At 45.6% G+C, this 21,829-nt stretch carries 20 protein-coding genes; 10 read left to right on the top strand and 10 right to left on the bottom strand.

The window, feature by feature from the left end; translation table 11 throughout:
- The first annotated feature begins 63 nt into the window (after positions 1-63).
- Both D0A37_RS18245 and D0A37_RS18240 read left to right on the top strand, forming a co-directional pair.
- Entirely contained in the window at positions 64-231 is a 168-nt protein-coding gene (locus D0A37_RS18245; protein ID WP_242716448.1) for a hypothetical protein, read from the top strand.
- Between the two features lie 106 nt (positions 232-337).
- On the top strand, positions 338-661 hold the full coding sequence (locus D0A37_RS18240; protein WP_242716446.1) for a DUF3155 domain-containing protein: 324 nt from the start codon (positions 338-340) through the stop codon (positions 659-661).
- Between the two features lie 70 nt (positions 662-731).
- On the opposite strand, the gene D0A37_RS18235 is transcribed toward D0A37_RS18240, so the two are convergent.
- The 4 genes from D0A37_RS18235 to D0A37_RS18220 all read right to left on the bottom strand — a co-directional run bounded on the left by D0A37_RS18235 (position 732) and on the right by D0A37_RS18220 (position 2,800).
- Entirely contained in the window at positions 732-887 is a 156-nt protein-coding gene (locus tag D0A37_RS18235; protein WP_242716444.1) for a hypothetical protein, read from the bottom strand.
- A gap of 125 nt (positions 888-1,012) precedes the next feature.
- Positions 1,013-1,546: a cofactor assembly of complex C subunit B gene (locus D0A37_RS18230; RefSeq protein ID WP_242716442.1), complete on the bottom strand. Its 534-nt coding sequence runs from the start codon at positions 1,544-1,546 to the stop codon at positions 1,013-1,015.
- A 315-nt stretch (positions 1,547-1,861) separates the two neighbouring features.
- Positions 1,862-2,254 (bottom strand): PadR family transcriptional regulator, encoded by a 393-nt coding sequence (locus D0A37_RS18225; RefSeq protein WP_242716440.1) that lies wholly within the window; start codon positions 2,252-2,254, stop codon positions 1,862-1,864.
- A gap of 342 nt (positions 2,255-2,596) precedes the next feature.
- Entirely contained in the window at positions 2,597-2,800 is a 204-nt protein-coding gene (locus D0A37_RS18220) for a DUF751 family protein (RefSeq protein ID WP_242716438.1), read from the bottom strand.
- A 273-nt stretch (positions 2,801-3,073) separates the two neighbouring features.
- On the opposite strand from D0A37_RS18220, the gene D0A37_RS18215 reads away from it, so the two are divergent.
- Positions 3,074-3,949, top strand: a complete 876-nt coding sequence (locus D0A37_RS18215) for a DNA adenine methylase (RefSeq protein ID WP_242716437.1) — start codon at positions 3,074-3,076, stop codon at positions 3,947-3,949.
- 88 nt (positions 3,950-4,037) lie between these two features.
- On the opposite strand, the gene D0A37_RS18210 is transcribed toward D0A37_RS18215, so the two are convergent.
- Positions 4,038-4,520 (bottom strand): PD-(D/E)XK nuclease superfamily protein, encoded by a 483-nt coding sequence (locus D0A37_RS18210; RefSeq protein ID WP_242716436.1) that lies wholly within the window; start codon positions 4,518-4,520, stop codon positions 4,038-4,040.
- Positions 4,521-4,547: 27 nt separating this feature from the next.
- Positions 4,548-5,483 carry a metallophosphoesterase family protein gene (locus tag D0A37_RS18205; RefSeq protein ID WP_242716435.1) on the bottom strand — a complete coding sequence of 312 codons (936 nt, stop codon included), beginning with the start codon at positions 5,481-5,483 and terminating at the stop codon, positions 4,548-4,550.
- 103 nt (positions 5,484-5,586) lie between these two features.
- Here D0A37_RS18205 and D0A37_RS18200 point away from each other — a divergent pair, with 103 nt between their 5' ends.
- The 3 genes from D0A37_RS18200 (at position 5,587) to D0A37_RS18190 (ending at position 7,542) form a co-directional block, all read left to right on the top strand.
- Positions 5,587-6,618: a hypothetical protein gene (locus D0A37_RS18200; protein WP_242716434.1), complete on the top strand. Its 1,032-nt coding sequence runs from the start codon at positions 5,587-5,589 to the stop codon at positions 6,616-6,618.
- A 183-nt stretch (positions 6,619-6,801) separates the two neighbouring features.
- Positions 6,802-7,074, top strand: coding sequence for a hypothetical protein (locus D0A37_RS18195; protein WP_242716433.1), 273 nt, complete (start codon positions 6,802-6,804; stop codon positions 7,072-7,074).
- Between the two features lie 21 nt (positions 7,075-7,095).
- Positions 7,096-7,542 carry a Uma2 family endonuclease gene (locus D0A37_RS18190; RefSeq protein WP_242716432.1) on the top strand — a complete coding sequence of 149 codons (447 nt, stop codon included), beginning with the start codon at positions 7,096-7,098 and terminating at the stop codon, positions 7,540-7,542.
- A gap of 96 nt (positions 7,543-7,638) precedes the next feature.
- Here the strand turns inward: D0A37_RS18190 and mrdA are convergent, their stop codons facing one another.
- On the bottom strand, positions 7,639-9,453 hold the full coding sequence (mrdA, locus tag D0A37_RS18185) for a penicillin-binding protein 2 (protein ID WP_242716430.1): 1,815 nt from the start codon (positions 9,451-9,453) through the stop codon (positions 7,639-7,641).
- A 224-nt stretch (positions 9,454-9,677) separates the two neighbouring features.
- Here mrdA and D0A37_RS18180 point away from each other — a divergent pair, with 224 nt between their 5' ends.
- A complete protein-coding gene (locus tag D0A37_RS18180) occupies positions 9,678-10,037 on the top strand; it encodes a phage holin family protein (protein WP_242716428.1) in 360 nt (119 codons plus the stop codon).
- Between the two features lie 231 nt (positions 10,038-10,268).
- Here D0A37_RS18180 and D0A37_RS18175 read toward each other — a convergent pair whose 3' ends face one another.
- The 3 genes from D0A37_RS18175 to D0A37_RS18165 all read right to left on the bottom strand — a co-directional run bounded on the left by D0A37_RS18175 (position 10,269) and on the right by D0A37_RS18165 (position 14,010).
- Complete coding sequence (locus tag D0A37_RS18175; protein WP_242716426.1) at positions 10,269-10,946, bottom strand: N-acetylmannosamine-6-phosphate 2-epimerase; 678 nt, start codon at positions 10,944-10,946, stop codon at positions 10,269-10,271.
- Positions 10,947-11,150: 204 nt separating this feature from the next.
- Positions 11,151-11,378, bottom strand: coding sequence for a four helix bundle protein (locus tag D0A37_RS29510; protein WP_445242415.1), 228 nt, complete (start codon positions 11,376-11,378; stop codon positions 11,151-11,153).
- Positions 11,379-11,463: 85 nt separating this feature from the next.
- Complete coding sequence (locus tag D0A37_RS18165) at positions 11,464-14,010, bottom strand: hybrid sensor histidine kinase/response regulator (protein ID WP_242716424.1); 2,547 nt, start codon at positions 14,008-14,010, stop codon at positions 11,464-11,466.
- Positions 14,011-14,641: 631 nt separating this feature from the next.
- On the opposite strand from D0A37_RS18165, the gene D0A37_RS18160 reads away from it, so the two are divergent.
- The 3 genes from D0A37_RS18160 to D0A37_RS18150 all read left to right on the top strand — a co-directional run bounded on the left by D0A37_RS18160 (position 14,642) and on the right by D0A37_RS18150 (position 21,787).
- Positions 14,642-15,928: a CBS domain-containing protein gene (locus tag D0A37_RS18160; protein WP_242716422.1), complete on the top strand. Its 1,287-nt coding sequence runs from the start codon at positions 14,642-14,644 to the stop codon at positions 15,926-15,928.
- Positions 15,929-16,130: 202 nt separating this feature from the next.
- On the top strand, positions 16,131-18,053 hold the full coding sequence (locus tag D0A37_RS18155; RefSeq protein ID WP_242716420.1) for a response regulator: 1,923 nt from the start codon (positions 16,131-16,133) through the stop codon (positions 18,051-18,053).
- A gap of 272 nt (positions 18,054-18,325) precedes the next feature.
- Positions 18,326-21,787: a PAS domain S-box protein gene (locus D0A37_RS18150; RefSeq protein ID WP_242716418.1), complete on the top strand. Its 3,462-nt coding sequence runs from the start codon at positions 18,326-18,328 to the stop codon at positions 21,785-21,787.
- The last annotated feature ends 42 nt before the right edge of the window (positions 21,788-21,829 follow it).

Genomic DNA, 21,829 nt, shown 5'->3' with positions numbered 1-21,829 from the left:
GCCACGGATTACTGATGAGAGACTTCTAGATTTCAGGTTTCTTCCCTTTGATAGAAGGCAGCTATGCTGAAGGCATGGGGCTTTCATGAACCCAAATTGCCCCGCATCGCCGTCCGCGCAGCTTCCACCGATCCCCAAGCTGGGCTTTTGGCGGAACTTGCGGCCAACCATACCACAACCGCTACACTTTTGTCGATCGGCACGAATGTTAAGATTATGTCGATATATTAAAAACAGTTGAATTTTTGAGCTAGAACGGATATACTGGCCTCGGATTTGGTAGCTATCATTACAACCTGTCTGCTCATACTGTCTGCTCACAGAGGAGGTAAAGAAATTGGCCAGGAGACGCAAACGCAAGAGTCGCCGCCGACAAGAAGGACGCAGAATTTTAGAGTGTGTGCCTCAATATAGCATCGAGAGCGGCGAAGATAAACCCGTAACAGCGGCTCGCAAGTTCATCCATGCCGAAGGGATTGCTCCCCCAGCTTTGCTGTTAGTCAAGCGTAACGAGCATACCACTGACAGATACTTCTGGGCTGAAAAAGGTTTATTTGGAGCCCAATACGTAGAAGAGAACCATTTCTTGTTTCCCAGCTTAAAGGTGATGTTGGAAGCTACCACAGAAAAAATTCCTGTGGTGGCAGCCGCCCGCGCATAGCTCAAAATGTTTAGCTCAAAACATTGACAGCAATGTTTTTCTAAGTCTTTTAACAAAAGCGCGAGAGTTCTCATTGTCTGGAGAGTGCCAACTGAATTTTCTGCGAAAAGTCCTTAGGAATTAGGGTATAAGGAGCCATCGCAACAGGCTTGATCGCAGCCCAAGGGCGATCGCCACAATTGGCACTTTCACGATAATGGTTTTTTTTGACTGTTTTGTCGATCAATTTGTCGATCAAACAAGTGGATCAAAAAACCAGCCAACGAGAGAGCTGCTCTTGAGTTATCGGTTTGTCTGCTCGAAGTCTAACTACGGCATCTAGCATATCAAAAAACGTTCCGCGTCAAACTTTTAATCGAGCGGTTTCAAATCTAAAGCTTTTTGCATGGCAGCTAGTTCATCGCGGTGAGCTCGCACAGTAACAAAGCTCTTGGTTTGGCTTCCCGACTCAGCAACTGCTTCGAGTTTGAGCGAGACTTGCTCAGAGCGTCCAGCTTTTTTCCAGTAAAATACCCCCGCCAGCGGGGACAGCAGTACCAAAGCTAGGAAAATTTGACCCTGCTGAGGAACTAGCATTCCCAAAACCAGTCCCAAGCACAGAGCGCCGCCTGCACTCAGCAGAGTTAGAAAAATAGCTAGAAACCAACTCGGCCGCACAAAACCCTCAAACGTGACTTTATAGTTGGGGGCATCGACGGCTGCAACTCGGTAAGCTCTCTGGGCAAAATACTGTTGTAGCTCGGTTAACAGTGACTCTTGGGCGCTCTCGGAAGCAAGCTTGACTTGTTCGATGCGATCTTTGACTGAGGCCTTGATAAAGAAAAACAAGCCAACAGCCAACAGCAGCGTCAGCACAAATGTTGAAGGAAGAACAGCAGTATCCATCGGTAGAAGTTTGTGTAATTTAAATGATCTACTATTACTTTACAGAAATTTACATACGAAAGCGATCGAGGACTTACGCAGACACTTTTTTAACAAAATTCGCAGAAAGCTTTGTAGCAAGGCGTTTTTCTCCCCATCACCAAATTCCCATATCTCCCCATCATCCCTAATTCTCAAGTGACCATGCGTAAGTCCTGACGTTATGTAGCTGCTTTAATCGCTGTGTGGCGATCGAGCAAAGCGACGGCAATCGGGCAAATCGCTTTGCAAGTAGCGCCAGCATCTCCAGGGTTGAGGCATCCGATTCAAACTCGCCTAACCCGTGTGACCAGTTTCTAAGGCGCGGGAGCGACGCTCGGAAGCGCCGTTTCCCTGACCAATGTAATCGTGCCACAGACGAGCGAGGTCTTGAGCTTGATGCCTCCACTCAGGCAGGATTTGATACATCCGGCGGGGGCGGCCTCGTCCTTCTACTTTTTTCCAGTAACCGGTGATTACGGCTTCATCTTCGAGGAATTTCAGAGCGCTGTAGAGAACGGTATCAGAAAGTCGGTAGATGGGGAATTCCCTCTCTAGTTGGCCAATCAGTTCTGTACCGTAGGAATCTCCGCGCAATAACACGGAGAGAATGTAGCACACAGCTAATTCCTTGTTTAGATAAACAGGAGGGGGGTCTTGAAAAAATTGATAGATATGTTCAAACTTCATCTGTCTTGTCCGCTGGAAACTCTCGTGATACCGTCAGGTTAACGGGAGAGGAAAGCGGGGCGGGGTGTGCCGCTTCCTAAGGATTAAGTGGGACACCGGGGAAACAGAGGTGCAGTATTTCCCCAGTGAGTGTTGATAGCCCCAAACGCTTGTCCTGCACTTCGGTAATGTTTGCCTGCGCCTTGGTTGAGCAGCACTGGCGTAACTAGCCAAATTTTTTCCTCTTCCAATCTATCGCAGCGACTCTTGTCAAGTGTGCGATCGCGTGCAAGAGTTGGCAGTTACTTTGGAAGTTAGTGTTTTAACTGAATTTGCGGTTGATGTTGGCGCTCTAGCTTGGTTTTAAACCGAACTCAGGCCTAACATGGCGCGCAGTGTAAAAGTTAGAAAGACAAAAGTCGCTACAATCGAACTAATCAGGGCGATCGCAGTTGCTGGTCGATCGAGCAAGGGTTTGAGTTGCTGGAACAGGAAAAAGAAAATTCCCAGACATATCGTGATCAAAAAGCGCGGGTAGCGAGAGGCGTTATTAATAAAATCTTGCATGAGCTTGGTGGGGTAAAGTGTCACAGCACGATCTTTGACTGGTAACACTTGTGAGCGAGTTAGACAATTTTGGCACAGCCGAAGCTAAATCTGCCGATCGGGCGATCGGGCATTTTTGCCGGCGAGGCTGACTATATAATTCTAACGAAAACTTTTTGTCGATGGCTCCGGCACTGTCTGTTTAATGCCACGCTACCTCCGGTAAGAACTTCAGAAGTATTTCTATTGAGTTCTAGTTGTGATAAATATTATAGGGCCGTTATTTCTAGATAAATGTCTGCTTCCGCACCTTCTTTCGTCTTGCCACGTCCCTTTCTGAAATGGGCAGGAGGCAAAACTAGGTTGATTGGACAATATCAACCTTATTTTCCTGAAAAGTTCACAACTTACTACGAGCCTTTTTTGGGTGGCGGAGCTGTATTTTTTTACTTAGCACAGCAGCACCCTGGTTTGCAAGCTGTTTTAACAGATATTAATCCTGAGTTGATTAATGCTTATCGCTGTGTCAGGGATAAAGTTGAGGAGCTGATTCTACTTTTAGAGGAGCATCAGTTAGAACATACCAAGGACAATAAAGATTATTATTACTCGGTGCGATCGCGCTCCTACAAAACAGATACAGAAAAAGCAGCACGCCTGATTTACCTAAATAAAACTTGTTACAACGGCCTCTACAGAGAAAACTCAAAAGGTGAATTTAATGTTCCCATAGGTCGATACAAAAATCCTAACATTTGTCAAGCAGATTTACTGCGATCGGTCTCATCTTTACTCGCGCCCGCTCAAATTGAAGTCAGAAAATTCGAGGAAATTTTGGATTTTGCTACAAGCAGCGAAGACTTTGTTTATTTTGACCCGCCTTATTATCCAATCAGTGCCACCAGTAACTTTACGACTTACAGCCGGGATAATTTCAAAGAATCGGAACAGCTTAAACTGAGAGATATTTTTGCAGAACTTGCAAAACGGGGCGTGAAAGTTATGCTGTCTAATTCTAACTGCGATTTTATCGAAAAAATCTACAGCGATACTCAAATTTTCCCAAATCAATCTCGGCCACAACTCATTGAAATCTCAGCGTCTAGGGGAATTAATTCTAATAGTTTCAAGCGCGGTAAAATCAAGGAATTATTAATACGTTTATTTTAAATTTTACTTAAGCAAAGTCTCTAATTAAGCATATTTTCTAGAAGCAATACGTGGTTACCCCACACGTGGCAAAGTTCCGTAATTCCGGTTACAAATATTTGTTAGCCCAGGTAATAAAACCTTCGAGCTTGTGAACTGCCAACAGATTTTGATTGTCAGAAATTTGTTTTTTAAACCAGTCGATCGAACCTTGCCTCATACCGTCACCGCCCACTATAACAATAGTTGGCACTTGATAACAATTTTTAATATTTAAATTGAGGTAAGGATACTTCTCGTCTACTGAACCTTTGTCTTCTTGCCACTTGCACTCAACAATTAGACCCCGAGAAAACCCACCGGAATTAACAATGTAAAAATCGACATTTATTTCAGTTTCATAAATGCTAGACCCGATATAAACCTGTTTAGCATATCGCTTGGGATTTTCAGTAGAGATTAAGAGCCACTCTAGCTTGCGCTTTTTCGGCAACTGGGGACATATTTCGAGATATCCGTGGCCTCTCAACGTACCTTCTACAGTTGTTTCTAAAACAAAACCAGTTTTATTGGCTCTACAACCCCTATTCATTTTGTTGCCTCCTGAATATAATCTGAATTAAGCCGATCGCACTTGAATCACCCCTCGGTCGAAAACCCGTTTGTCAGTACCGATAGAACTGACAAATATCCGGTCTTCATAGACATCAAACGTCGCAAAACTCAGGCGGCTAGCAGAATACTCCGTCCACTCAGAACGCCCCACCGGACGAGTGCCACCGCCGGCACCGCAAATTAAATAAGTCGTACCGTTAATCGAGCGAGTGCGTTCGTAACTGTGCTCGTGTCCGTTGATATAAACCTGCACGCCGTACTTTTGAAACAAAGGCGCCAAAGTCTTAATAAAAGATGGATTCGATCCGTAGACGCCAGAGGAATAAATCGGGTGGTGGCCGAACACAACTTTCCAAGGTGCGGTGCTCTGACTCAACTCTTTTTCCAGCCAAACAAGCTGATTTTCCCACTCCGCATTGTGATTGGTATCTAAAGCAAAAAACTGTACGGGATCGCGGCGAAAAGTATAGTAGCGACCTTGCATATTAAAACCCGCATATTTAACTTGCGGATCGCCGTTAGCAGTGCGGATGTCGTGATTTCCCAGACAAGCATAAAATTTTACGTCTTGCTGCAATAACGGCTGATAAGGCCGCTCGAAAACAGCATTGATTTTTTCAATTTCGCCGTTATTGTAGATATTGTCGCCGGCGAGAACAGCAACATTAAAAGGGTTTTCGCGGTGATATTGCGCCATCGCCTCAGCCACAGCATACTGACCTTCAGCGCCGGTACCGGTGTCGGCCACCGAAATAAAGCGTAAAATAGGCGGTGAGGCCGGCAATGGGACGATCGCCCTTTCTGCCTCAACGTTAGAAGCCACAGCAGCATCGGTGTCTCTACCGGAGGAAGTCCGAATCTGAAACATTTTCCAGGCTCCGGCAAAACCAAAGCTGCTGAGACTGCCTAAAAGTAGAAAGTGACGGCGTTTGATGCTCATTTTGATTCGGTTACAACTAAGTTAAATGATAAATTAAGGTTGAGATGGCTCAACTAAAATTTATCTCGTTTAGATATATTTGCAACGCCCCAAGGCAGAGAAAATGTCAGAAGAACAACTAAACCAGTCAACTCCACAACCCTCTCAATCTCCGACACCGCAGGTTGATTCGGCTGCAAAGTCTGCCCCCACTGGCAGCAAAACTCAAAATGCCAGCAGCGCGGTTCCCAAAAATCAGAGAATCAAAGCTTTGATTGCCTCGATTGGGAATTTGGGAAAAAAAGGCAAAAAATTACCAGCCGAACCGCCGTTGCAGGCCCAAAAGCCGATCGCGCCCACCGCTGCTGACTCAGCAACAGTAACTCCTCCCGCTGTTGCTGTGGAAGTTAACAGCGTGCCACCAAAAGTTGCTGTAAAAGTTGATAAAAAGCCTGTATCCCAACGCAGGGAAGGGAGCTTTTTAGAGAACGTCGGTATACTTTGGCAAAGTATTGTGCGGCTAGTGCGATCGCTACTGCCACCATCTACGAATCAGAAGCTGTCCGATCCAATTTTAAACGCCGCTATAGCCGCTATTCTGATCGTTGTAGTCGGTTTAACTTTCAACACTTTCTCACCAAAACCGTCGGAGAAAGTAGCAAAAGTGCCTTTGCCAGCAGCGCAGCAGTCGCCGGCAACGTTTGGTGATTTTATGGCATCGGGAACGCCGCAATCGCCAGAGGCGATCGTACCATCTGAGCCAATCTCTGCTAACTTCAAAAGCAAGTTGCCCGATTTAGTGGCTCCGGAAAAACCGCAACCAGTAGAACTTATCCCACCGCCGCCGCTGACGCCGGAACAGTCTCTGATTGCTGCGATTCAAAATCAAGTTACTGAGATTAAGAATCGACTGGGCGGCGGTTTAGTTGAGTCTGTTCAAGCTAATTTTTCCAGCAGCATTTTGACAGTAAAAGTCGCTGAAGATTGGTACAAACTCAGCGCAATCGAGCAAACTCAACTAGCAACTAAAATGTGGAAAGAGGCTAATTTACTCGATTTTAGTAAGTTAGAAATTGCCAATATGGAAGGCAAGTTAATAGCTAGAAGTCCCGTTGTTGGTTCGGAAATGATTATTTTAGATAGAGGGATTAATTAGAATTTAAATAGTCTGTATCTGTACAACCTCATACCAGCATTACAGTCCAGGACGCAGAACCTAATTATGTAGGGTGTTCCCTGCGTACCTTATGGCTGTTGATTTTTTTGAGGAATATCGAACTTTTCCCAACTTCGACCGAATGCTAGCATTAAATTAATTAAGTTTGAGGGAAATTGAAAAATGACAATTTTAACTCAACTCGAACAAGTAGAAATTGAATATCCCAGCAGCGACGGAGAGCCGATGGCTGAAAGTGACATCACGCGGGATTACATGACTTACAGCGTTGAATCTGTCAAGCTTTACTTTCAAGAACGTTCTGATGTTTACGTGTCAGCCAATTCTTTCATATATTATGAAGAAGGGAACAACCAGGCAGTTGTGGCCCCGGATGTTTATGTGGTGTTTGGAGTAGCCAACCGCAAAAGGGATAATTATAAAGTTTGGGAATAAGGGGGAATTACTCCCGATTTTGTGTTAGAAATTACTTCGGAAACAACTCAGACGAAAGACCAAGAAACTAAACCGGAAATTTATCGGGCTTTGGGAGTTAGGGAATATTTTCAGTACGATCCGTCGGGAGATTACCTAAATCCGATTTTACAGGGAGTACGTCTAATAAACAATCAGTATGAGCCGATTGCAGCCAACAATATCGCTTTCGATACGCTGTGGTTGTTCAGTGAAGTGCTGGGACTGGAATTGCATATAATTTCAGGAGAATTGAGGTTTAGAGTTCCTGAAACGGGTGAGTTTTTGAAGACTCACAAGGAAGAAAATCTGGGCCGACTGGCAGCGGAGTCAACATTGCGATCGCTGGTAACTCAACTCTTAAATTCTGGAATGAGTCTGGAACAGGTGGCGCAAATGATGAATTTATCGACCGTGGAAGTGAGACGATTGGTAGGGGAAAACTTTTGATCGATCGCACTTTTCCCAGATATCAAGAATAGTGCGATCGAAGTATTGGACAAAATGTCAACAGTCAACAGTCAACAGTCAGCTATTAACTAATGACTAGAGAGGCTTATTAGTAGGTTTAAAACCCTGCTTCTGAAAATAGGTTCGGAATACCTCTTGAGCAATTGGTGCCGCCGATACAGAACCAAATCCGCCACCTTCAACTATAACTGCGATCGCAACTTCCGGTTTGTCAGCAGGAGCAAAACCCACATACATAGAATTGTCAGGATGACCGGGCATTTCCACCGTTCCAGTTTTGCCCGCGCTTAAAGGAATAGTACCATCATTCATGCGTTTGCCAGTACCTTTTTTCACCACGTCAATCAATCCCTCGCGAACTACTTTCAAAGTTGCCGGCTTAATACCTGTCTGGATTTTTTGGGTAATAGGAGTATTGGTTTGAGAAGCCAACAAATGGGGCTGCACTCGATAACCGCCATTAGCAACAGTTGACACCATCACAGCCAATTCGAGGGGAGTACAAAGTACCAAACCTTGACCGATCGCCATTGTTACTGTATCGCCCACATACCAATCTTCCCCATACATTTTCTGTTTCTCTGCTGGGATCGGAACTTGACCGTGATTGGCGGATTCTAACCCCAAAAGATCTAAATTAATAGTACCGCCAATGCCCATCGCTTTAGCCGCTTTCGCCATTTGTTCGGGGCCTGCTTCCATACCTACTTGATAGAAAAACGTATTACTGCTGTAGGCTAAAGCATCGCGGAAACCGATAACGCCGTAACCGCCGCTGTGTTCGTTAAAAGAAATTCCGCCGATCGTAATTGAAGAAGAAGTGCCCAAAGTCGAGTCAGGAGAAAACTTGCCTGACTCCATCCCCGCTATAGCAGTGACAATTTTAAAAGTGCTACCGACTGGATAACCTTGAACGGCTCGATTTAAAAACGGTTTTTCTGGCCCTTGCAGCCGATCCCATTCTGTTTGAGTCACCTTGCGGGTGAAAATATTGGGGTCAAATGTCGGCCAACTAGCCATTGTTAAAAGAGCTCCGGTTTTTACGTCGATCGCCACAACTGCACCCAGGCGATCGCCCAAAGCTTTTTCCGCAGTTTTCTGCATATCTAAATCTAAAGTTAGCTGCACCGGTTTGCCGGGAATCGGGTCTTTTACACCTAAATCTTGGATTTCCTCGCCCTTAGCATTCACCTCGATTAAACGGTTTCCCCAAACGCCCTCTAAAGTTGGATTGGCTAATTTTTCAACTCCCATTTGACCGACGAGCATCCCCATCGGATATACAGGGTTAGCTTTTAATTGCTCTAAACTAGCTTCGCCGACGTATCCCAAAAGGTGAGCTGCTAATTGCTGGTGGGGATTGTCTCGGCTCGATTCTACGCGAATTTCAACTCCCCGCAAAGTATTAGCTTGTTCTCCCAAAGCGACGAAAGTACCGACATCGATATCTTTACTAATTCGCACTGGCAGGGCTGATCTGTAGCCAGCTACATCGATTTTTTTGATAATTTCGGCTGCCGGAAGTTTGACGATCGGGCCCAGCGTAGTGGCGATCTCTTGCCACTCCTGGGCAGATCGCTCTTTTGGCCACACATAGACCGATCGAGATACGCGGCTGGCCACAAAAATTTTGCCGTTGCGGTCTAAAATTTGACCCCGAGTCGCTGGGACTGAAACAGGGCGAATGCGGTTATTTTCCGCCCGCTGTCGGTTATAGGCTCCCTGTATCAGTTGCAATTCGGCTAGACGAAATATTGGTAGCGTCACCAAGGTAGTGACGAGCAGCATGAAAATCATAACTTGGAGCGATCGGCTGCGTTGCCGTGAAGCATTGTCCAAGCCATTTTTGTCGAATCGGATTTTAGAGTTAAAAGAAAAATCGCCAGCCATATTAATTAATCTGCTCTTTTTATTCAACTAACAGGTTGATACGGTCCCCATCCGGATGATTTGGCAGATGATTACAGGGATTATAACTTCTCACTCTTTAGTAACAGACATAAATTCTGTCGATTGGCAGACGAATCAGCCGGATTATTTAATTAAGCTATATAAAATGTATGTTAAATATCAGCTTTTTCTGACAATTCAACTGTTAAGGAGGTAGGGGCGCTGTGGAACCGATCGATTTTTTGATTGCTTGGCTGGTGACGGGTAGCAGCTTGCTACTGATTTCTCAACTGCCGATCGGCGTAGAAATTGACAGCACACCGAAAGCAGTAATTTCTGCTGCGGCTTTGGGAATGTTGAATGTTTTAATTTTGCCAATTCTGAAAGCAGTTTTTTTCGTACCGAACCTACTGACGCTGGGATTGCTTTCCGGCCTGTTTGCTTTTGTAATGAACGTGATTATTTTTGCCTCCGCTGCGAAGTTAGTTGAAGGATTTAGTTTGCGGATGGGTCTTTGGAGCGCGGTACTGGGGGCGATCGCCTTGGCTGTAGTTAGCAGCTTTATCAACGGCGCACTGATTTAGCAACTTCCGCAGAAAAAGGGCGATAGAAATCGCCCCATATTTCCACACCTTACCCTGCGCGTTTCGTTTGCCTAAAAGCAATTTCTATCGCCGAATATTTATTCTCCCTTCTTCCTTCAATCGGTTACATCCGTTACATCCGTTAAACAATCCCTTGCCGAACTTCCTTCAATCGGTTACATCCGTTACATCCGTTACATCCGTTAAACAATCCGTTGCCGAACTTCCTTCTTAGTTCGCAATCACCGACTTATAGGCTGTCACTTTAATATCAATCCCAGTAATATCTGTCCCCACAACAACAGCCGCCGCTCCTAAATCCAAGGCTTTTTTAGCCATTTCCGGCCCAGAGATCCCGCCTTCACAGATAACGGGAACCTTAAGCTTTTCTACCATTTCGGCAAGCAAATCAAATCCTGGCGGCGAGAATTTTTCCGTCTGGGGAGTGTAGCCAAAAAGAGTAGTTGCTACAGTATCTGCTCCAGCTTCGGCTGCCGCGATCGCAGATTCTATTGTATCTACATCCGCCATCACTAATTTTCCCAGTTCGCTGTGAATTCGCGCGATTAATGTCTTTAAGTCTTCGCCCCCCGCAGGACGGTTTCTCAGAGTAGCATCAACGGCGATAATATCAGCTCCCGAAGCGGCGATCGCCCGCGCGTCTTCAAACCGAGGAGTAATGTAAATCTCGCATCCGGGCAATTGCTGCTTCCAAATCCCAATTATGGGAGCGGATATCTGTTTTCGTACCGCTGCAATGTGAGCCGGAGTGTCAATCCGCACGCCCGATGCACCTCGATTGATGGCGGTTCGAGCCATTGCCGTAATTACGATCGGATCGTGCAGCGGCGAATCAACAGGTGCTTGACAAGAAACAATTAATCCTGTAGGAATTTGAAAATTAATCATGGGGAATGGGGAATGGGGAATTGGGCATCGGGCATCGGGCATCGGGCATCGGGTTTTTTTTGTAATTCATTCCCTGTGCCCTATTGAACTCAAATAAGCGTTAAGTTTTGGTAGTATTTTATCGACAATTGGTTTAAATTTGCTTACTTTTTCGCTTGTGATAACTTGTCTAGCATAGGCTAATCTTAACCAGTTTACTCTTTCCTACCAAGAGCCTCTAGCAATTTTTACTAAACGCCGATTATCTTGGTCATTATAACGACCTCTTCCTTCAGCAATATTAGCACAGACACTATCAGCAGACCGAACGATCTGTTTGCCCATCGTATCTTTTGTGAAGTAATCCCATTTTTTAACAATCTCCCAAATCTGATTCGCCCAACTTTCCCCCAACTTATAAACCTCTAATTCCTCAAAATCAGGTCTTCCCATAATTACCTCAAAAACTCAATTATATTAAATGCCCAATGCCCAATGCCCCATGCCCCATGCCCCATGCCCCATGCCCCATGCCCTATTACCCATTACCAATCCCAGCCATTAAAGAAATAATTTTGTCCAGCAATTGCTCAGGGTGAATCGGTTTAGCCAAACAATCGTTAGCTCCGGCAGTCACGAAAGATATCTGCTCTGGCGGAATTTCAGTAGCGCTTAAAGCTAGAATCTTGATATTTTCAGTAGCGGGTCTTTGGCGTAGTTGGTGAATTATTTCGCAGCCATTCATACCGGGCAAACGCATATCGACAATCACAGCATTCGGCTGCAAAAGTTCAATTTGTTCCACCGCCGCCGAACCTTCAATCATCCACACCACTTGCAGTCCTGCTGCTGTCAGGATATCGCAAATCAGCATAGCAGTTTCTTCGTCTTCTTCTACCAGCACGAGACTGCCCCGCAAGGAGGAAGAATGCAGGGGTAAAGATGAATTAGATTTTTCATATGTGAATTTTGTGGATTCATCTTTGGTTAGAGTTTGGATGGGTATAAAAACGGTAAAAGTAGAGCCGACATTAACTGTAGATTTGACTTCGATCGCGCCCCCGTGAAGCTCTACTAACTGTTTAGTTAAAGCCAATCCCAGACCGGTGCCACCGTATTCGCGACGGTAGGGAGAATCCAACTGCTGGAATTTTTGAAACAAAAGCGATCGCTGATTTTCGGGAATTCCAATGCCGGTATCTTTGATTTGAAAAACAGCGGTACTGCCAGCAGGTGCAGTACCGGGCTGCCGCACTGCCGGCGTTTGATTTTTATCTTCTGTCACCCAAACTCGCAGGATGACTCGCCCACCTTCGGGAGTAAATTTAATCGCATTTCCTAAAAGGTTGAAGAGGATTTGTCTCACGCGGCGCGGGTCAGCGATGAAGCGATCGCACTCTTGTTTGATCCGCTGTTGTTGCACCAGTTCCACGCCTTTAGCCGTAGCTTTTTCTTTAAGCGCGTGCAGGCTCTGAGAAGCTAATTTAGAAAGTGAAAATTCACTAATTTTCAATACTGCTTTTCCCGCTTCTACTTGCGATAAATCTAAAATATCGTTAATTAATTCTAATAAGTGGTCGCCGCTGTCTCGGATAGTTTGTAGGTACTGCCGCTGCTTTTGCACCGGCACTTCTTTGCTGCCAACTTTGCCGTAAGACCACCGCAGCAGCGTGTCGGAAATGCCGATGACGCAGGTGAGGGGAGTCCGCAATTCGTGGCTCATAGCTGCCAAAAATTCGCTCTTGGCGAGGCTGGCAGACTGAGCGGCGACCAGTGCATCGTGCAGTTCTTGCGTGCGCTCTATTACGCGCTGTTCTGAGGTGCGCTTTTGCTGCTGGACTTCTGCATAAAGTTCGGCTTGGTAAATGGCGATCGCCAAATGTTCTGCTATTTGTCGCAAAAATGTTTTTTTGCTTTCTTCCCACTCCCGAAAAGTACACTGGTGGGCAATTAGCAGTCCCCACAACTCGTCTTGAACTACGATCGGCACTAGCAACTTCGCCCGCACCTTCGCCCGCCGCATCAAGTCTAAAAAACAAGGCTGCGAAGAGTAAGTTGTTTCCACATCCGCCACGCACAAAGTTAAACCTTTGCGATATTTCTCTTTGTCTAGGACTCCATTGGTAAAACACTGCGCGTCTTCACTAAAATTCAGTACAGACGAGATAGTATCGTTAGCTAAAGCTTCGTAGGTGACACGACCTAAATACAAGTAAGAACCGGAATTTTCTTTGATTTTGCCCGACCCCGAAACCGCCGCAGGTATTTCTTTAGCTAACTCGTCATTGTGCGATGCTGGCACTTTTTCAAATTGATAAATTAACAGGCGATCGACTTCCAAAAACTCTCGCACTCGCTCGACTGCTTTTGACAAAATTACAGGCAATTCCAAACTCTGGCGGATTTGAGTTGTCACTTGATTCAAAAGTCGCTCTTGTTCGAGCTGCTGCTGCAAAGCATCTTCCACTGGCTGACAAAATGAAATGCAGGGACTGGCAATTTGTAATTGATTGACTGCTTCGGTAATCTGGAGCTGTAGCGTTTCTGGAGCTATCACTTTGGGCGCGGAATTAAGTTCTATTTCTGTTTGGTTGTGTAGGGGCGGCTGACTGTTTTTTGTGGCATCTGAAGCGAGAATATCCAGCAAATTTAGGGTGAATTCGCTTTGAAAGAATGCCGAGTTTGGTTGTATATTTTTAATTGCTTGTTTGAGGGCGCGAATGTCAATTTTTCGCGGTGCGGGCGTTATTGCTGCGAGTTTGTGTGTGAGGGGAGAGAGGAAATTGGCGATCGCCCCAGGATCGAAAGTCAACTGCACATTCAATTGCGAATTGAGATTTTTTTCGCTGTGCTTGCGTCCGTTTGTTGCGAACTCATCTAATAGCTTGCCCTGCAGCAGCGCACTAAAATGATCGGATACCACTGCTGCAAACCTTTCCGAGGAGTTTTCCAGATTTTGAGAATCAGCGTGAGCATCGTCGGTGAGCCAAATCGCTCCGGGGAGTTCAGCCATTTGCTGTAACAACTGGTAAACAGCCTCAAAGGTTGCTAGTGGCAAAGTCCGATTTAAGGTTTTTGATTTCAATCTAGATATTTTCCCGGTTGTTTTAAAGAACAAAATATGAATGCCCCTGTTGTGAGGACGGAACCTGGGGCACAGCAGACGCCACCCATCCAACAGACTTGAGATGACAGCAGTCAGAAAGTAGGTAATAGAAGGCCCCGGGGTCAGAGAGCTAATTTCTTGCTATAGTTGTCATTTATTTTCTGGGCGAGTGAGTCCCGCTTCAGCGCTTTACGAGGGCGAAAGCGGTAGGAGGAAACGGGGGGAAGGGATACGGCTGTATAATTGATCGCTTCTGGTTGTGTTTGTGAACCTGGTTGTTGATGGAAACTAAGTAATTCCACTCCTATTGCTAGGGTGAAGTTAGCACGCGCCTTTGTTTTCTGAGCTGATTCGCCTAATGGCACGTCCTTAACCCAAATAAAAATGTCTAATCCTTAACGACAGAACAGGGGACTAGCTACGCATCCGCTTGGTGTCATTACTCAAAAAACCTAGACATCAAAGGTCTCAGGCTGGTCAACTGAAAATGAAGTTTTAGGCCCCAAGCCCAGTCACTTCCGTGCTGGGTCGTTGACTACTTTCAACAATCTTATTCCAGTATAATATTAATATATAATTTGTTAACTTGTACTTAACACTATCCGGGTAAATGAGCAATCCAACTCAACTCACCCCCGATTTCACGATCGGACATCTGCCGTGTCACGACTTCCAAGTGAGCGCTGCAACTCTAGGACTGGTAGTGGCTGAAAGATTTGAGCAAGAACCCCACCTGCCGGGAGTCATCATTACTCATGAATCACAGGTATTGGGCATGATTTCTCGCGTCAAATTTCGAGAGCAAATGAGTTTTCCCGATCGCCTAGAACTGTATGGGTCACACCCGATTCGAGCCTTGTTAGATTTTATTAGAATTCCGCCTTTGGTGCTTTCGGAAAACTGGAAAGTTGAGGATGCCGTGCAAGCGTCTTTCAACAGGCACAAAGACTTGATTTATGAACCGATTATTGTGGTGATGGAAAACCAGAGCCACCGCCTTTTGGATGTTCATACTTTGGTGATTGCCCAGTCTAAACTTTTATCTCAAGCTAACAAAGTTATCCAAAAATATCGCATAGAAAGACACAAGTATTTGGCACTAATTCAACAAGAACAGGCTAAGGTTCAAGAATGTAATGAGCTTTTAAAAATCCAACAACGTCAAACAGAAAAATTGCAGACTAATCCCAGTTCCCAGCAAGTGGCACTGGTCAAACAAGCTGAAGAAATTGCTCAAATGAATCAGCGATTTGTGAGGATTGCCAAACTGATTTCTTCGGAAGGTCGCCAAGCATTTCAAGCTACTTTTCAAGGTGCTAATTCTATTTGCAACAATACAGATAAAATTTTGGGCGTGGGCAAAGCAATAGCTAATGATTTAGAAACGGTTAACCGCACTTCCCGAACCATCCGGGAGGCGATCGAACAAGTCAGGCATTTAGCAGTACAGGTTGCTGTAGTTACCAATCAAATGGGAAGTCAGCCCAGCGGTCTGAGCAAAGTGAGTCTAGAAATTGGCAGACTGGCAAGTAAAACTTTTGAATTGGGGACTCAAATGGAGCAAATTGCCAGCCGGTTTAAACTTCGAGTTCACGAACTCACGGAGGCCGCAAGAGCGGGTGCTAATGTGGCTAAATCCGTGACTATCAAGATCGATCGCGCAGAAATGGCTCTGTTAGAGTTGGAAGAATTGATAGCGGAAAAAAATTTCAATTCATTGACCCCTATCCGAGAACCTTTGGGAGTCATAAAAAGTGTTACTGCTGATTCTTTGGTTCGAGAGATAGAACACGCCGAAGTAGCAGTTGCCGAGTTGGAAGATTTAGTTAAACATCAAGATTCCTCGCAATATCTGATTCAAAAGATTCAGCAGGCGCTGAAGTCCAAAAAGCCATAAAATGCCCGCCCGAATCTAATGCAATATTTCGAGAGGAAAACAAAGAAAATCCCAATAATAATTTACCATTATTCTATTTCTAGAATAGTATTTGTTATACTGAAGGTGGGGAATTTTTAAATTCAGTTGTAAAAAGGCTATTTAATTAGCCCCAAAAACCGATAAAAAGTTCCCCGAAGAGTTGGAAGGACAGGTGACGTTTATGAAAATCCTGCTGGTAGAAGATGACACAGTTACAGTTAGTGTGCTGACTGAAGCGCTGAACTCTCACAATTACAATGTGAATGCGGCCGCAGACGGTGAAACAGCGTTGCATTTGGTGCAGGCATACGATTACGACCTGATTGTGTTGGATGTGCTGATTCCTAAACTCGACGGCATTAGTTTGTGTCGAAAATTGCGATCGTCCGGCTGCCAAATGCCGATTTTACTGCTGACAGCGCTAGATAGCAGCGACGATCGAGTCCAAGGTTTAGAGGCGGGTGCAGACGATTATGTGGTTAAACCCTTTAATCTCGAAGAATTAATCGCTCGAATTCGGGCTTTGCTGCGCCGGGGTAAGGCAACTTTGTCGAGTACAAATTTGACATGGGAAAAACTGCAAGTCAACCCGGACACTACGGAAGTAACTTATGCCGAAAAAGTGCTGCACTTGACTCCCAAAGAGTACAATTTGCTAGAACTTTTCCTGAGAAATCCTCGGCGCATTTTTAGTCGCAGCGCCATCCTCGATCGCATTTGGTCTGCTGGCGAGTTTCCTCAAGAAGAAGCCGTTACCGCTCACATCAAGGGGCTGCGGCAGAAGCTGAAAGCAGCCGGGATGACTGTAGATTTAGTGGAAACCGTGTACGGATTGGGCTATCGCCTCAAAAGTCTGCCGGAGGACATTGAGAGCCAACAAGTTGGGCAGGAAACGGCAGAAACTGCTAAAACTCAAGAGACTTTATCTACTGAATCTAGCGGGTCGAGCCAGGAATTAAGCAAAGACGAGCGCCGTCTCAAAGTCTTGAATGCGATTGCCCAAATGCGGGAAAATTTAAAAGCTAATTTTATAGAAAAGGTGGCGATATTTGAGCTCGCGATCGCTCAACTGAAAAAGGGGAGATTGGAGGGCGAATTGCGAGAAGAAGCCCAGGCTCAAGCTCACAAATTAGTCGGTTCTTTGGGAACTTTAGGGCTGCCTAAAGGTTCGGAATTGGCGCGCCAGATAGAACAGTTGTTCAAGGCGGAAAACATCTTGAAACCGGGAACGGAGCGGCAAATTGAGGGATTTCTGCATAAGCTCAAACAAATATTCGATCGCCCGTCGCCCGAATCTGAAAGCGATGTGGTTGCTGAGGTTTCGCCACAGCGGCGAATGCTGATTGTTGATGATGATACTTTTGGCAGCGATCAACTGAAAACAGTAGCATCCGGTTCCGGCTTCCAGATAGAAGTTGCCAACTCTCCGCAAGCGGCAAGAAATGCGATTTCTCAACAGCCTCCCGACGCGATTTTGCTGGATTTGACATTTTCCAGATCTCAGGAAAACGGACTTTCTCTCTTAGCCGAACTCCGCAGTGAAAAGCCCGAAATTCCAGTGATGGTTTTTAGCGGGCACAATCAATTGAGCGATCGAATAGAAGTTGCTCGTTTGGGAGCTTCCGGCTTTTTACACAAATCTATGCCCCCAGCAGATATACTCAAAGCAGTCGCCCAACTAATCGACCAGACTGGCCCTGCTGAAGCTAAAGTTATGGTGGTAGACGATGACGTGCATCTATTGGCTGCACTGCAAGTGATTCTACAACCTTGGGGATTTCAAGTAACAACATTGGACGATCCCGAAAAGTTCTGGGAGGTACTCGAAACGACTTGTCCGGATTTGCTCATTTTAGATGTGGAGATGCCCGGTTACAGCGGTATCGAGCTGTGTTTGGCAGTTCGCAACGATTTGCGCTGGAGCAAGCTCCCCGTGCTATTTTTGACAGCTCATTCCGAGTCGGAAACCGTGCGCCAAATGTTTGTCGCAGGTGCTGACGACTACGTGAACAAGCCGATCGTGAAACCGGAATTAATTGCTCGCCTCCTAAATCGTTTGGAGCGGACTCAACTCAGAAACAGACTGGCTCAGGCACAGCGCTAATCCCATTTTAGATTTAAAGAATTAAAAAATTGAATAACAGGGAATGACTGATGAGATATGGGCTTCGAGCACGTACCTACACTTGTATTCTTTTTTTTAAAATGGGATAACTAGGAGCAAATATGCAGTGCGTGTCCGCAACAAATCAGGAAGCCTTAGCCAAGATTTGGGATTGTTAGATTGTGTGATGCCGACGCGGTGCTGTTAATTGATGCTGGCGCGCCGATCGAGAACACAAGCTAATTTAGAGAAGTATTAATCAGATGAAAGCAATGGTATTGCCCTCAGACACAGACAATCTCCATGACAGCGACGGCGAACAAATTTACGCCCCGGCTGCGATCCAACCTCATGGCATCCTTTTAGTGCTGGAATCTCCTGAGTTGAAAATTTTGCAAGTTAGTAACAATATTTTTGAGGATCTCGGCATTTATCCCGAAGAACTTTTGGGCAAATTTTTACAGGAATTTGTCGAAACTGAGGAAATGGAGGCTATAGAAAAAGCTTTATTTGAAAACTGCCCTCAATCTAACGGTATCAGATTATCATTCAAAAGTCAAAACCGCGAGTCTTTTTTTCAGGGGACGCTGCATCAATCTAGTTCAGCAGTAATTCTTGAACTCGAGTCGGCTGTTTCCCCAAAACCTAGCGATTCTTTCAATTTTTATCATTTAGTCCAAGAGCCGATAGACAAAATCCACAGAACACAAAACCTGCAAGTGCTATGTCAGACAGCAGTTGAAGAAGTGCGGAGGATGATCGGTTTCGATAGAGCGATCGTCTATCAATTTGATGCCACCGGTGCGGGGGAAGTTGTCGCCGAAGACAAAGTAGAAAGTTTGGCTCCTTTATTGGGACTGCACTATCCGGCTGGCGATATTCCCCCCCAGGCAAGAAACCTGTTCAACATGAATTTAATTCGGTTTATTCCCGATATTAACTGTCAGCCTGTAGAACTAATTCCTCACTGCAATCCGCTGACCGGTCGCCCCCTGGATCTGGGCTTCTCTTTGTTGAGAGCAGTTTCCCCTTGCCATGTTCAATATCTCAAAAATATGAACATTGGTGCTAGCATGACCCTGACATTAATCAAAGATCAAAAACTCTGGGGATTAATCGCCTGTCACCACCCAACGCGAAAGTATGTCAGCTACGAAACAAGAAAGGCTTGCGAACTGCTAGCAAAGTTTGTGAATCTAGAACTCAGCTACAAACAAGATAGCGAAAATTGGGAATATACACTTTATTTAAAAGAAAATTGCCATAAATTTGTCACAAAAATTTCTCAATCACACTGGTTTGTAGAAGGTTTACTTAAATCCCCAGATGAATTGCTGACCTTAGTGGGCGCTATCGGTGGAGTTGTGTGTGCCAATGAAAATTTAACAACCATCGGCAAAACCCCGGAATTGGTAGAAATCGAAAGCTTAATTGCTTGGATAAAAACTCAAAGAAATAATGATATTTTTCATACAGATTCTCTCTCAAAACTGTATCCGCCATCCGAGAAGTTTAAAGAAGTTGCTAGCGGTTTGCTGGTACTTGCCATGTCCGAGATGCAAAATTATTACATTTTGTGGTTCCGTCCAGAAACAATCCAAACTGTCAACTGGGCCGGTCAACCAGACGGGGAAATTGAAGTTAAACCGGATGGCAGCCGGCCGCTATCTCCTCGCAATTCCTTTGACTTGTGGCAAGAAACTGTGAGGTTAAAATCTTTGCCTTGGCAGCGGTGCGAAATCGAAATAGCCCGAGAACTTCGAGTTGCTATTACTAGCATGGAGTTGCGAAAAACCAATCAGCAGCTTAGCTTAGCTTTGTCGGCTACCAAAATCGGATTTTGGGACTGGGACGTGCAGAAAAATCGCCTTGTTTGGTCGAGGGAACACGAAGAGTTGTTTGGGTTGGCCCCGGGAACTTTTGGCGGAACTTATCAAAGTTTGGCAGCTTACGTTCACCCAGAAGATTTAAAAAGTATGGAGAATGCTATAAATCAGGCGATCGCCCAGCGATCGGATTACTGTCACGAAAACCGCGTGGTTTGGCCGGACGGCAGCATTCACTGGATTGAGGCGAAAGGTAAGTTTTTTTACAACGAAGCCGGCGATGCAGTGCGGATGGTGGGGACAGTTACAGAAATTACCGATCGCAAAGCTAGAGAATTACAGTTGCGCCTGTTGGAATCAGTAGTCACCACCACTAACGACGCCGTGCTAATTACCGAAGCTGAACCGATTGAGGAACCGGGCCCGCGAATTCTTTATGTCAACCCAGCTTTCACGCGGATGACCGGCTATACGCTAGAAGAAGTTGTGGGCAAAACGCCGCGCATCTTGCAAGGACAAAAAACAGACCGCGCCAGTCTCCATCGACTTCGGACAGCTTTGAAAACCTGGCAGCCGGTGCGGGTTGACTCGATAAATTACCGCAAAGACGGGACGGAATTTTGGGTAGAAATGAGCATTGTGCCCATAGCGGACGAAAATGGTGATTTTACCCACTGGGTATCAGTGCACCGGGATATTAGCGATCGCAAACTTGCTGAAGCCGCCCTCCAACAGCTCAACGAACGGTTAGAAATGCGAGTTTTGCAGCGAACCAAAGAACTAGAAAGCTCTCAAGCAGAACTTCGGGAAAGCGAAGCTTTATTTCGCTCTCTGAGCGAGAGTTCCCCCGTGGGCATTTTCAAAATCGATACTGAGGGGAAATGTACCTATACAAATCCTCGCTGTCAAGCAATTGGTGGCTTCACACCGACAGCAGCTTTAGGAAACGGCTGGATGCGGTTTGTTCACCGCGAAGACATCAAACTAATTCTGTCTAAGTGGTCGGAATCACAATCGCTAGATGGGGAATTTTCCTGCGAATTCCGCCACATCCAGCGAGACGGAACCATCCGGTTTTGTCGGCTTAAAACAGCTCCGATTTTTTCCGACAGAGCTCAACTCATTGGTCACGTCGGCACAGTCACAGATATCACAGAAAGTCGGGCAATTGAAAAAATGAAAAATGAGTTTATTTCGATTGTCAGCCACGAACTGCGAACGCCGCTTGCCTCCATTCGCGGTTCTTTAGGTTTGCTGGCGGCTGGGGTACTGAAAAATAAACCGGAAACTGCCAAACAGATGTTAGAAATCGCTTCGAGCGATACCGAACGGTTAGTGCGTTTGGTAAACGATATTCTCGACTTAGAGCGGCTCGATTCGAGCCAAGTTATCCTCGTCAAGCAGTGGTGCGATGCCGAGGTTTTGATGCGGAAGTCGGCAGAAGCTGTGCTTTCTTTGGCTGCCGAAAATAACATTAATTTGTCGCTTTTGCCCGAAACAGCAAAAATTTGGGCTGACCCCGACAGAATCGTTCAACTGTTGGTAAATTTGTTGAGCAATGCGATTAAATTCTCTGCTCCGGGGAGTACAGTAACTGTCAGGGTTGAAGATTTGGGCGATTCCCTACGGGATAGCTACGCTTCACGGGTTTTATTTGAAGTCAAAGATCGAGGGCGGGGGATTCCTGCAGATAAACTAGAAACTATCTTTGGACGGTTTCAACAAGTCGATGCTTCTGACTCCCGCCAAAAAGGAGGTACGGGGTTGGGTTTGGCTATCTGTCGCAGCATAGTACAGCAACACGGCGGCAGAATTTGGGCCGAAAGTGTTGTCTCAGAAGGAAGCAGTTTCTATTTCACAGTGCCCGCACCGTTGGAAGGCGAAGGGGGAAAAAGTTTGGAGGTTTGAGATTGGTTTGATCAGAGCTCGCGAAAGCTCAAGTTCCAGGAA

Source organism: Microcoleus vaginatus HSN003, assembly GCF_022701255.1.
Lineage (GTDB): Bacteria > Cyanobacteriota > Cyanobacteriia > Cyanobacteriales > Microcoleaceae > Microcoleus > Microcoleus vaginatus_B.
Note: the sequence above shows the minus strand (reverse complement) of the source record. Positions and strands in the feature narration are given on the sequence as shown.